This window comes from Ruegeria sp. YTSC230 (assembly GCF_059609665.1).
In genome coordinates this window covers 168,206-180,336 of sequence record NZ_JBXWMC010000005.1, presented here as the reverse complement: position 1 = coordinate 180,336, position 12,131 = coordinate 168,206, and the positions used below count along the sequence as shown (strand labels likewise).

9 protein-coding genes are annotated in these 12,131 nt (G+C 56.6%); 7 read left to right on the top strand and 2 right to left on the bottom strand.

The features are described from left to right. Window positions 1-43 precede the first annotated feature (43 nt). Window positions 44-1,738, top strand: coding sequence for a thiamine pyrophosphate-binding protein (locus AC2FD9_RS11840; protein ID WP_496837004.1), 1,695 nt, complete (start codon window positions 44-46; stop codon window positions 1,736-1,738). On the opposite strand, the gene AC2FD9_RS11835 is transcribed toward AC2FD9_RS11840, so the two are convergent. After that, on the bottom strand, window positions 1,699-2,619 hold the full coding sequence (locus tag AC2FD9_RS11835) for a LysR family transcriptional regulator (protein ID WP_496837002.1): 921 nt from the start codon (window positions 2,617-2,619) through the stop codon (window positions 1,699-1,701). The two genes, AC2FD9_RS11840 and AC2FD9_RS11835, sit on opposite strands and share 40 nt — an antisense overlap. A 99-nt stretch (window positions 2,620-2,718) precedes the next feature. Between AC2FD9_RS11835 and AC2FD9_RS11830 the strand changes: the two genes are divergently transcribed. From AC2FD9_RS11830 to AC2FD9_RS11805, 6 genes are all read left to right on the top strand, one after another. Next, the gene (locus tag AC2FD9_RS11830; RefSeq protein ID WP_496755957.1) at window positions 2,719-3,852 is read left to right on the top strand and encodes an enolase C-terminal domain-like protein; all 1,134 of its coding nucleotides are present in this window, start codon (window positions 2,719-2,721) and stop codon (window positions 3,850-3,852) included. Then, entirely contained in the window at window positions 3,849-5,099 is a 1,251-nt protein-coding gene (locus AC2FD9_RS11825) for an NAD(P)/FAD-dependent oxidoreductase (protein WP_496837000.1), read from the top strand. Before AC2FD9_RS11830 ends, AC2FD9_RS11825 begins: the two co-directional genes overlap by 4 nt. A 51-nt stretch (window positions 5,100-5,150) precedes the next feature. Then, on the top strand, window positions 5,151-6,128 hold the full coding sequence (locus AC2FD9_RS11820) for a TRAP transporter substrate-binding protein (RefSeq protein WP_496697866.1): 978 nt from the start codon (window positions 5,151-5,153) through the stop codon (window positions 6,126-6,128). 68 nt (window positions 6,129-6,196) lie between these two features. Beyond that, window positions 6,197-6,730: a TRAP transporter small permease gene (locus AC2FD9_RS11815; protein ID WP_058272118.1), complete on the top strand. Its 534-nt coding sequence runs from the start codon at window positions 6,197-6,199 to the stop codon at window positions 6,728-6,730. Between the two features lie 4 nt (window positions 6,731-6,734). Next, window positions 6,735-8,048, top strand: coding sequence for a TRAP transporter large permease (locus AC2FD9_RS11810; protein WP_282119406.1), 1,314 nt, complete (start codon window positions 6,735-6,737; stop codon window positions 8,046-8,048). Window positions 8,049-8,054: 6 nt separating this feature from the next. Next, entirely contained in the window at window positions 8,055-8,987 is a 933-nt protein-coding gene (locus AC2FD9_RS11805; RefSeq protein WP_496836998.1) for a hypothetical protein, read from the top strand. A 37-nt stretch (window positions 8,988-9,024) separates the two neighbouring features. On the opposite strand, the gene AC2FD9_RS11800 is transcribed toward AC2FD9_RS11805, so the two are convergent. Beyond that, window positions 9,025-11,817, bottom strand: a complete 2,793-nt coding sequence (locus tag AC2FD9_RS11800) for a bifunctional aconitate hydratase 2/2-methylisocitrate dehydratase (RefSeq protein ID WP_496836996.1) — start codon at window positions 11,815-11,817, stop codon at window positions 9,025-9,027. Window positions 11,818-12,131: the final 314 nt, after the last annotated feature.

Sequence of the window (12,131 nt, the reverse complement as noted above, 5' to 3'; positions counted from 1 at the left end):
TATACAGTTCTGTGTGCAGATTGAAATCAAAGGAAACCCAGCCATGACCGGGACGAATTATCTGACAGGATCCGAAGCAATGGTGCGCATGTTGGAAGCACACGGCGTGAAACACATGTTCGGCCTGTGCGGTGATACAACGCTGCCCTTCTATGACGCGTTGGCGCGGATGGATCATGGTATTCAGCACATACTGACCCGGGATGAACGTCACGCGGCCTATATGGCGGATGGATACGCACGCGTCACTGGCAAGCCGGGTGTCTGCGAAGGCCCGTCCGGAGGCGGGGCGACCTACATACTGCCGGGGGTGATCGAGGCCAGCGAAAGCTCGGTTCCCATTCTAGCGATCACCTCTGATGTGGCAACGACCAGCCGCGGAAAATACCCGTTGACTGAGTTGGATCAGGCTGCGCTGTTCAAGCCGTTGGCAAAGTGGAATGCGTCTCTGGACGACGCCTCGCGTTTGCCTGCGATGGTGCGGGCTGCGTTTCGTGCAATGACGACCGGAACGCCAGGCGCCACACATCTGGCGCTGCCCTTTGATACGCAGAAAGGTCCGGTGGACGAAGCTGAGGTTTGGGCAGATGCACGCCACCGCAGCTATCCCGCTGAACGGGCTGGACCGGATCTGGATGCCATTGAAGCGGCTGCGGATATCCTGGCCAAAGCCAAATCAGCAGTCATCGTTTGCGGCGGCGGGCCGGTTCTGTCCGGGGCCGAAGAGGCATTGCACCGTGTTGCCACCCTGTTGGATATCCCAGTTGCCACAACAGTTTCCGGTCAGGGTTCCATTGCCGAAACGGATCCGCTGGCCTTGGGCGTCGTTGGCTCGAACGGTGGTGTTCCGGCCACGCGCGCCATTGTGGATCAGGCCGATGTGGTCATATTTGTCGGATGCCGCGCGGGGTCGGTCACGACCGAACGCTGGCGCAGCCCCGGGCGGGATGCCACCATCATCCATATAGACAGCGACCCGATGGTGATCGGCGCAAATTATCAGACCGAAGTCGCCATCTGTGCCGATGCCCGTTTGGCGTTAGAGGCTTTGGCGGGGTCGCTTGAGACGCGGCACGATCTGCCAGGTTTTGGTGGAGCGGCCCAAGCCCGTGCGGCCTGGGAGGCCAAGTTGCAAGCGTTCGCACCGCTTGCAGCCAGTGGCGACACCCCGATCCGGCCCGAAGCCGTAATGGCGGCTCTTGCAGACATCCTGGACGATGATGCGATTGTTGTCGCTGATCCGGGCACCCCGTGCCCTTACTTCAGCGCGCACTATCGTTGGCACAATCCGGGGCGGCATTTTATCACCAATCGGGCGCATGGAGCGTTGGGTTATTCGCTTGGTGCGGCCATGGGCGCCCATGTGGGTCGGCCATCGGTCAAGACACTGTCCGTTATGGGGGATGGGTCGTTTGGCTTCACTTGCGGTGAGTTTGAAACGATGGTGCGGCACAAAATGCCGATTACCTCGATCGTATTCTCGAACTCAGTCTTTGGTTGGATCAAAGCGGGTCAGGATGCAGGCTTTGGGCAGCGTTACTACAACGTCGATTTCAATCGGACCGATCACGCCGCTGTTGCGGCGGCATTTGGGGTCAAATCCTGGACGGTGAAAGATCCGGATGATCTGCGCAGAGTTTTGAAGCAGGCCGTTGAGCATGATGGCCCGACGCTGGTCGACATCCACTCACAACAGCTTCACGAAGCTGCGGCACCGGTGTCGGAATGGGTGGCGTAAGACGCGATGGACGGGGTCAGTTGGGCCAGAAACTCCTGCGCAATCATCGATAAAGGACGGCCTTTGGCGGTGATTATTGCAAGATCCAGCGTGACTGCTGGTGTGAAAGGGCGGGTTTGATATCCGCCCTCCTCATCGAAGGTCACTGTGAACGGATCAACCATCGCGACGCCCATGCCCTGTTTGACAAAGCTTAGCAGGTTTTCCGACAAATGCGTGTGTATTCGCGTCTGCCAGGTACGTTCTGCAGTCTGAAAAATGTCGCGGGTCCTGCGATGGGTTTGGTGCTCGGGGCCCATGACGATGAACGGCTCATTCTCCAACAGCTCTGGTGTCAGAATGTCATGGGTCGCCAAATGGCTACCCTCGGGGAACGTGGCCATCGTTTCAAAATGGAAGACCTGATAGTTCAGCGTATCGTGGAGTATTGGCATCTCGACGATCCCGATCTCGAACAAGCCCGAGGTTACCCACTCCTGTATTTTAGAAGAATACTGGGACTGGAAGCTGACGGATAGATTGGGGCGTGACCTGGCAAAACGGGCAATCTCTCGCGGCATGAAACCGAACGACAACAAATGGGGCGCCGCGACCTGCAACTGCCCGGGATGCTTGTTCTGAAGATCCGACACGGCCTGCGCGACGTGATCCAGCCCGCGGACCACGGTATCGACCTCTCGATACAAAAGCTCGGCCTCTGGCGTCGGCAAAAGACGTCCTTTGTTGCGTTCGAACAAGGGCAACCGGGCCTCGCGTTCCAGCTGGGCCAACAGATTGCTGATGCCCGGTTGCGAGATTCCCAGAACCGACGCGGCCCCAGTTACGGTACCCGTTTCCATGATGGCGTGAAACGCCTGCAACTGACGAAAGCGCAGAGACATAGCTTAACCTATCATTTCTTATGATGGACTTATGAAAACATAGTATTTGAAATGATATGTAGGTCAAGGCAGGCTTCCACCTACCGCTGGGGAGGACGAATGGTCGATCTGTCACAAAAAATCATCGGCTACGACCTGTGGCACCTTGAACTGCCCGTCACATCCCGCCGGGACCACGGCATTGGATCTGTCGAAGGCGTGTGCGAGGTCGTTGTCCTTCGCCTGACGTCCGAGGATGGTAGCCACGGATATGGCGAAGCCTCACCATGGTCGGTATTCACCGGAACGCCCGAAGCGACATACGCCGCCCTGAATCGCTACCTCCGTCCGTTGGTCATGGGGGCGAGGGTTGCTGATAGAGCCGCCATCATGGAGCGTGCTTCATATGCGGTGGCGCATTGCACCGAGGCTAAAGCGGCGTTGGAAGCAGCATTGCTTGACTTGACGGGTAGGATCAGCGCCGTTCCGGTCTGGGCCTTGTTGGGAGGGAAATGCCGCGACGCGATCCCGCTAAGCTGCTCCATCGCTAACCCCGATTTTGCGCAGGATATAGATCTTCTGGCCCGATTGGAGGACGACGGCGTGAGGATCGTGAAGTTGAAGACTGGGTTCAAGGATCATGCTTTTGATATCATGCGCCTTGAGTATTTGGCGAAGCATTACCCACAGTTCTCAGTGCGTGTTGATTACAATCAAGGCCTGTCAATCGAGGACGCTCCGGCGCAGGTGCGGGACGTGGCATCGTTCAATCCCGATTTCATCGAACAACCGGTACGCGCACATCACTACGGCATGATGGCGAAGCTGCGGCAAATGACGGATGTGCCGCTACTCGCTGATGAAAGCGTCTTTGGCCCCGAGGACATGGAGCGGGCTGCAAGCGAAGGGATCTGCGACGGTGTCTCGGTCAAAATCATGAAATCCGGAGGATTGACGCGCGGGCAAACGGTCGCTCGCATGGCCGCCGCACACGGCCTGAGTGCTTATGGCGGAGATATGTTCGAGGCAGGCCTGGCACATATGGCAGGCACTCACATGATCGCCGCCACACCGGAAGTCACGCTGGGCTGCGAGTTTTATCAGGCCTCTTATTTCTTGGCAGAAGACATTCTTGAGGAGCCTTTCGAGGTGAAAAGGGGCCAGGTCATAGTCCCTGACACACCGGGTCTTGGAGGGAAGCCAGACGAGGCAAAGCTGAACCACTATGCTGTTTCTAAAGCGGTGGCGGCATGAGCGAAAAAAAGACAATTGCCATCATCGGTGCCGGTATAGTTGGTGTCTCAACCGCCGTCTGGCTGCAACGTGACGGACATGATGTTATCTTGATCGACAAGGCCGGCCCCGGAGAGGGCACTTCGCATGGCAATGGCGGTGTGCTGGCTTCTTGCTCGATCATTCCGGTCACAGTGCCGGGGCTGCTTAAGAAAGCGCCAAGGATGCTGTTTGACCCGTCGCAACCTCTGTTCATGAAATGGGGCTATGTACCCAAGCTCTTGCCGTGGTTGACGCGCTATCTGAAACACGCAAACGCAGGTGACGTCGAACGTATCGCGGCCGCGCTAACCCCCATTGTCGGAGACAGCCTAAACGATCATCAGGCGCTGGCTCAGGGTACGGCGGCTGAGAAATGGATTATGCCATCCGACTACCTGTTCCTGTACGAAAACCGCCAGCATTTCGAAGGCGATGCCTTTGGTTGGGGTGTTCGGCGCAAGCACGGGTTCAAGTGGGAAGAACTAGAGGGTGCCGCGTTCCACGCCTACGACCCGATCTACAGCAAAGATATCGGGTTTGCTGCCAAGCTTTCTGATCACGGACACATCACCGATCCTGGGCGGTACGTGAAAGACCTCGCCGCACATGTCGAGGCCAACGGCGGCAGGGTCATCCGTGCTGCTGTTGAAGATGTCGTACACGATAACGGCAAGGTCACCGGCGTGCGGACCGCTGGTGAGACAATTGCTTGTGACACTGCCATTGTCACTGCGGGCGTCTGGTCCGGGCCTCTGGCCAGCAAATTGGGCGTTTCTGTTCCTCTGGAGACAGAACGTGGTTATCATCTTGAATTGGTGGAACCTTCCGCGATGCCAAAAAGTCCGGTTATGGTTGCTTCGGGCAAGTTCGTCGCCACGCCGATGGATGGCCGCATTCGGCTGGCCGGGATTGTCGAATTCGGCGGGCTGGACGCGCCGCCTTCAAGGGCGCCGTTCGAACTGATGCGCAAGAATGCCCGGGCGGCCTTTCCGGGCGTGACATGGAAGGACGAAGTAGAATGGATGGGGCACCGGCCCGCACCGGCGGACTCGATCCCGATCATCGGCGAAGTGCCGGGAATTGACGGAGCATTTATGGGGTTTGGCCACCATCATATCGGTCTGACAGGCGGGCCAAAAACAGGACGTCTGCTCGCGCAGATGATCGCGGGCAGGACCCCAAACGCAGACATGAGCGTCTATGCGCCGTCTCGCTACGCGACTTAAGAAATGTCCGGTAACACAAGCCGGCAAACAAAATTAAACAGGGAGAAAAAGATGAAGAAATTGACAAGCCTTCTGGCGGCAACCGCTTTGACAGCCGCAGCAACCGCACCGGCGATGGCCGAGAAATGGGATATGCCCATGGCGTATTCGGCGTCGAACTTCCACTCGGCCACGGGTGCGGAATTTGCCAAATGCGTGACCACAGGCACTGGGGGCGAGATTGAAATCGTTACTCATCCGTCCGGGTCGCTGTTCAAAGGCGCCGACATCAAACGTGCCATTCAAACCGGGCAAGCCCCAATTGGTGAGCGCCTGCTGTCCGGTCACCAAAACGAAAACGCACTTTTCGGGTTCGACTCGATCCCATTCCTGGCAACGTCGTTCGATGACAGCGCCAAGCTATGGGAGGCGGCAAGACCCTCGATCGAAAATCTGCTGGCTGAACAGAACTTGACGTTGCTCTATGCCGTGCCGTGGCCGCCGCAAGGGCTGTACTTTAAAGACGAGGTGAACTCGGTCGCCGACATGGAAGGCATCAAGTTCCGGTCCTATAACAATGCCACGTCGCGTTTGGCGGAACTGACCGGCATGTTGCCTGTGACAATCGAGGCTGCAGAAATCAGCCAGGCTTTTGCCACTGGTGTCGCAGACTCGATGGTGTCGTCGGGATCGACCGGGTATGACCGCAAAGTATGGGAAAGCCTGAATTATTTCTACGAGGTGGACGCGTGGCTGCCGCGCAACTACGTCATGGTCAACTCAGACATCTGGGCTGGCGTTTCTGATGCCAACAAGAACGTCATCAAGGGCTGTGCAGAGCTTGCCGAATATGCCGGCAATTGGCGCGCCAAGGAATACACCGGCTTTACCCTGCAAGGTCTGCGTGATGGAGGCATGACAGTCGGTCCGGCGTCCGAGCAGATGACCAACGAGTTGAAAGAGATCGGTGTCACTATGACCAATGAGTGGCTTGAGGCCGCAGGTGACGAGGGCAAGGCCATCGTCGATGCGTTCAATTCGTCTCAGTAATTGGCCAGAGATGGGCGGCGGATCAACCCGCCGCCCGTTTCCATAGAATAACTAATAGTGGGGACAGCATGGCGGCACTACGAGGGCTCAGGTCCGTATTGGATTTCATCTATCAGGCAGCAGGGGTTCTGGCAGCGCTTAGCCTGATCGCCATTTTGCTGCTGATCGTTGTGCAAATGCTGGCCCGCTGGACCGGTGAGGTTTTTCCCGGCGCCCCTGATTACGCCGGCTATGCCATGGCCGCCGCGTCCTTCCTGGCCTTTGCCAATGCGCTGAACCGAGGCAGCCACATACGTGTGTCGATCCTGCTCAATGCGGTTCCCGATCGGGTTCGCCGCATCCTCGAAATATGGTGTTTTTCCGTGGGTGCCGCGGTGATGTGGTACTTTTGCTGGTATGCCTATCGTTTTGTCTATTGGAGCTGGAAGTTCAACGATATCAGTCAGGGTCAGGACAAAACCGCGCTGTGGATTCCGCAGTCTGCGATGCTGATCGGCGGGGTCATTCTTGCAATCGCCCTGACCGATCATCTGGTCCACGTCCTCTTCCGAGGCAATCACCGTATCGTCCGTGATCTGGCCGATCAGAGCCACGGGGAATAAGCGCATGGAAAATCTGTCTGTCATCATCCTCTTCCTCTTTGTTCTTTTCACCCTGTTGGGCACCGGTGTCTGGGTCGGTCTGGCGCTTATGGGCGTTGCCTGGGTCGGAATGGAGCTGTTCACGACACGGCCCGTCGGCGACGTGATGATCACCACCATCTGGTCGGCGTCCTCGTCCTGGACCCTGACAGCTCTGCCGATGTTCATCTGGATGGGTGAAATCCTGTATCGAACGCGATTATCCGAGGACATGTTCAAAGGTCTGTCGCCGTGGATGGCACCTTTGCCCGGTGGATTGGTGCACACCAATATCGTGGGCTGCACAGTCTTTGCCGCCGTATCCGGATCGTCGGCGGCAACACTGACGACGGTTGGCAAGATGTCGATCCCTGAACTGCGTAAGCGCAATTACCCCGAACGGATGATCATCGGTACACTGACCGGCGCGGCAACACTGGGCCTGATGATCCCACCGTCATTGACGCTGATTGTGTATGGCGTGACCATCAATGAATCGATCACCAAACTGTTCTTCGCGGGCATCCTGCCCGGATTGGTGCTTGCGACGATGTTTATGGGATATGTCGCAATTTATTCGAAGCTCGGGAAAGACTGGAACCCAAACAGCGAAGATAAGCTGAGCTTTTCTGAAAAACTCAAGAACTCTCGCTTCTTGTTGCCCGTAATCCTGCTGATCATGGTGGTGATCGGCTCGATGTATCTGGGCTATGCCACCGCGACCGAAGCAGCCGCCTTTGGCGTGATCGGTGGTCTGCTGCTCGCAGCGGGACAGGGGTCGCTGACCTGGAAGACCTTCACCGAAAGCCTGATGGGGGCCACCCGAACCAGTGCGATGATCGCCCTGATCCTTGCTGGGGCTGCGTTCCTGTCTCTGTCCATGGGGTTCACGGGTCTGCCGCGGGGCCTGGCTGATCTGATCGCAGGGTGGGAGCTGACTCGGTTTGAGCTTTTGATGGTTCTGCTGGTCTTTTACATCATTCTGGGCTGTTTTCTTGACGGCATTTCCTCGGTTGTTTTGACCATGGCCGTGGTGGAACCGATGATCCGGGATGCAGGTATCGACCTCATTTGGTTCGGTATCTTTATCGTGGTTGTCGTTGAAATGGCGCAGATCACGCCGCCGATAGGCTTCAACCTGTTTGTGATGCAAGGCATGACGAACCATGAGATGAGCTATATCGCCCGCGCGGCAATTCCGATGTTTCTGATCATGGTGGTGATGGTCTTCGTCTTGATCTGGTTCCCGGAACTGGCCACATGGCTGCCGGAAAACCTTAGGCAAAGCCCGGGCGGGTAGGGGGCATTGAACCCACTTCATCTGGCGGCGCGTAACGGTCCTTATGTTCTTGTCGCAGGGCTGGCCGCCGGATTGCTGCTGCCCGCGCTGGCCGAGCCGATGCAGGCGGTCTTGCCGCCGCTTGTCGCACTGCTGCTGTTTCTGACGGTCCTTAGAATTGAGCCTTCTTTGTTGTTGGGGTCATTGGTCGATTTGCGCCAGGTGGCAAGTACAGTGATCGCGTTCCAGCTGGTTTTGCCGCTACTAGTTGTGACTATTGGCATAATCGGTCGGTGGACCGGCACGCCAGTCTTTCTGTCGCTGCTGGTCATGGCCGCGGCTCCGTCCATCTCGGGAAGTGCCAATATGTGCCTGATGATGGGACATCCGGCAGAACACGCCATGCGCCTGATGGTGATCGGGACCGCCGTATTGCCGTTGACCGTGTTTCCCATCTTCGTTCTGATACCCGAGTTGGGAGACTTTCAATCCGTTCTGATCGCCGTCTTGCGCCTGTTTTTGACAATTGCGGGGGCGACTGTTGCCGCCGTGTTGTTGCGCCTCGCGTTTCTGAGAAACCCGTCACATACTACCCTCAAAAATCTTGAAGGGTTGGCAACGATCACCCTCGCTGTCTTTGTGATCGGCTTGATGCCGTCCGTGACCGCGACTGCGCTTGTTGATCCCGGGCTTGCGGCCTTTTGGGTGGGGTTCGCATGCCTGGCCAATTTCGGCGCGCAACTGGTGATGTATTTTCTGACACGCAACCGAGTGGCTGCCGAAAAAGCCACCGCATTGTCCATTGTCGCCGGAAACCGGAATGTCGCGATTTTCCTGATTGCGTTACCACCCGAGGTGACATCGCCACTTTTGGTGTTCATCGGGGCCTATCAGATCCCGATGTACCTGACCCCCATTGTAATGCGCCGTTTTTACCAAGCTTCGGCCAAGTTGGGGTAAAACGGGCGCGGCAACATTCGCCGCGCCCCCTATTGTACTAGAAATGCACAGAACGGGCAGTACCGGGAACTTCCATCGGTGGTGCAAATTTGGTCAGGTCGATGCCTTCGACCGCAACCTTATATTCCTCCAGCGTCGGCGTACGACCCAGAATGGCTGACAGAACAACAACCGGGGTTGAACCCAGAAGGGATTCACCCTTCTTTGTCTCACTGTCCGCTACAACACGGCCTTGGAACAGACGGGTGGACGTGGCCAGAACGGTGTCGCCTTTGGCAGCTTTTTCCTGGTTGCCCATGCAAAGGTTACAGCCCGGGCGCTCAAGATAGAGGATATTCTCGTACTCGGTCCGTGCGGTTTGCTTGGGGAAGAGGTCATCGAATTCAAAGCCCGAATACTTCTGCAGAATTGCCCAATCACCTTCTTCTTTCAGCTCATCAACGATGTTGTAGGTCGGTGCGGCAACAACAAGCGGGGCTTTGAACTCGACTTTGCCATACTCGTCTTCGAGATTGCGCAACATCTGGGCCACGATCTTGATATCGCCCTTATGCACCATGCAGGAGCCCACAAAGCCCAGATCAACCTTCTTTTCAGCAGCGTAGTACGAGATCGGGCGGATCGTGTCGTGGGTATAGCGCTTAGACACGTCGGCATTGTTCACATCGGGGTCGGCGATCATCGGTTCGACGATCTGATCCAGATCCACAACGACTTCGGCAAAGTACTTGGCGTTGTCATCAGGGCGCAGGGCCAGTTTTTCACCCGAGCGAATTTCGGCGATACGTTTGTCGGCGATGTCGATCAGGCCCTGCAGCATTTGAACATCGTTGTCCATGCCTTTCTCGATCATGATCTTGATCCGCGACTTGGCGATTTCCAGCGATTCAATCAGCGTATCGTCGTTCGAGATACAGATCGACGCCTTGGCCTTCATCTCGGCCGTCCAGTCGGTGAAGGTAAAGGCCTGATCCGCCAGCAGCGTACCGATATGCACTTCGATGATGCGACCCTGGAATACATTGTCGCCGTGTTGCGCCAGCATCTGCGCCTGCGTCGCGTGCACCACGTCGCGGAAATCCATGTGCGGTGCCATTTCGCCCTTGAACGTCACCTTGACGGATTCCGGGATAGGCATTGTCGCCTCACCCGTGGCCAGCGCCAGCGCAACCGTGCCCGAGTCCGCACCAAAGGCTACGCCTTTGGACATCCGCGTGTGGCTGTCGCCGCCGATGATGATGGCCCAGTCATCCACCGTGATGTCGTTGAGCACCTTATGAATGACGTCTGTCATCGCGTGGTACACGCCTTTGGGATCACGCGCGGTGATCAGACCGAACTTGTGCATGAACGCCATCAGGCGCGGGGTGTTGGCCTGCGCCTTGAGGTCCCAGACCGAGGCAGTATGACAGCCAGATTGATAGGCACCATCGACACTGGGCGACAGGACGGTGGCGGCCATAGCCTCAAGCTCCTGACTGGTCATCAGACCGGTGGTGTCCTGAGAGCCCACGATATTGACTTTGGCGCGCACGTCTGAGCCGGCATGTAACACTTTGCCCGGGGTCGCTCCGCGCGCATTTGCATTAAAGATCTTTTCGACAGCCGTCAGCCCCTGACCTTCATGGCTGACTTCCTTCGCCGGGGCGAAGGCCGATTTCAGTTCGATGCCCAGCGTCTCACACGCAAATGTCTGCAGTTTCTTGCCAAAGACGATGGCATAAGAGCCGCCAGCTTTCATGAACTCCATCTTTTGCGGGGTGAATGAGCCGGCCATGTCGACCAATTCTTCACTGCCATCCGCGCTATAGAGCTTTTTCTTTTTCGTGTTGATGGTCAGCACGGTGCCGGTCTCAACCGAATAGCGCTGTTCCAAGATCGGGTTGCCAACGTTGTTGATGATAGCCTTACCATCCTCGTCCACTTTCTTGACCCAATTCTTCAGGTCGACACCGATACCGCCGGTCACGCCCACGGTTGTCAGAAAGATGGGCGAAATGCCGTTTGTGCCGGCCACGACAGGTGCAAAATTGACGAAAGGCACGTACGGGCTGGCTTGCTTGCCGGTCCAAAGCGCCACGTTGTTGACCCCCGACATCCGCGACGAACCAACGCCCATAGTGCCTTTTTCCGCAACCAGCATCACGCGCCTGTCGGGGTGCTGCAACTTCAACGCTTCAATCTCTTTTTGTGCGGCCTCGGAAATCAGGCATTTGCCATGCAGCTCGCGGTCGGAACGCGAATGCGCCTGATTGCCTGGCGACAGAAGGTCAGTGGAGATGTCACCCTCGGCTGCAATATATGTGACAACTTGGATTTCTTCGTCCACGTCGGGCAGCTTGGTAAAAAATTCGGCTTTGGAGTAGCTCTCAAGGAGATCCGCAGCGATCTTGTTGCCCGCCTCATAGGCAGCTTTCAGGCGGTCTGTGTCAGCCTCGTACAGGAATACCTGAGTTTTCAGAACCTCACCCGCCTGAACCGCTGTGTCCTGCTTGTCGCCCAATGCAACATCCAAAAGCACGTCAACCGACGGTCCGCCCTTCATGTGGGACAGAAGTTCGAACGCGAATTCCGGCGAGATTTCCTCAACAGTTACCTCGCCGACGATGATGGACTTCAGGAACGTTGCCTTCGCACCCGCAGCACTGGTTGTTCCGGGCAACGTGTTGTAAATCAGGTGGTGCAGCGAATCTGCGCGATGCGGATGACCAGTATCCTTGATTTGTTCGATGATTTCCTCGACCAGCGCACCATCGTCGATGGGTTTCGGGCTAAGTCCTTGTTCTTTGCGCGTTTCAATTTCATCCAAGTAGTCTGAATACTGGCTCATGGCTGTTTCCGCTTTGTGTGAATCTGCTGCTGTTGAGAGGCGTCGGGCAACCCGCTCGATCGCATTTGTATGCACCGGTATACAATTGCCGCCCAGGTTTCAAGGTACCGCTTTGGAAATTTACCGGTTTTGTTTAATCACTGTACCCAGTTCAATTTCTGAATGCCGGGCGAAACCTTCTTCAATACGATTATACCGAGATCCGGCAGTAGAATTCTTGAAAACCTCGAACCCAGTCTCACCGGCATGGAGGCCTGCTGATCAAGCCACTACCGGGCGTGGAAAGTCCTGAAGCTAGGCGATGAAGTCCGACC

What these genes read in the sequence shown, in the direction of transcription:
- AC2FD9_RS11840 (WP_496837004.1), top strand. Translation starts at nt 44, where the DNA reads ATGACCGGGACGAATTATCTGACAGGATCCGAAGCAATGGTGCGCATG.
- AC2FD9_RS11830 (WP_496755957.1), top strand. Translation starts at nt 2,719, where the DNA reads ATGGTCGATCTGTCACAAAAAATCATCGGCTACGACCTGTGGCACCTT.
- AC2FD9_RS11815 (WP_058272118.1), top strand. Translation starts at nt 6,197, where the DNA reads ATGGCGGCACTACGAGGGCTCAGGTCCGTATTGGATTTCATCTATCAG.
- AC2FD9_RS11820 (WP_496697866.1), top strand. Translation starts at nt 5,151, where the DNA reads ATGAAGAAATTGACAAGCCTTCTGGCGGCAACCGCTTTGACAGCCGCA.
- AC2FD9_RS11800 (WP_496836996.1), bottom strand. Translation starts at nt 11,817, where the DNA reads ATGAGCCAGTATTCAGACTACTTGGATGAAATTGAAACGCGCAAAGAA.
- AC2FD9_RS11835 (WP_496837002.1), bottom strand. Translation starts at nt 2,619, where the DNA reads ATGTCTCTGCGCTTTCGTCAGTTGCAGGCGTTTCACGCCATCATGGAA.
- AC2FD9_RS11825 (WP_496837000.1), top strand. Translation starts at nt 3,849, where the DNA reads ATGAGCGAAAAAAAGACAATTGCCATCATCGGTGCCGGTATAGTTGGT.
- AC2FD9_RS11810 (WP_282119406.1), top strand. Translation starts at nt 6,735, where the DNA reads ATGGAAAATCTGTCTGTCATCATCCTCTTCCTCTTTGTTCTTTTCACC.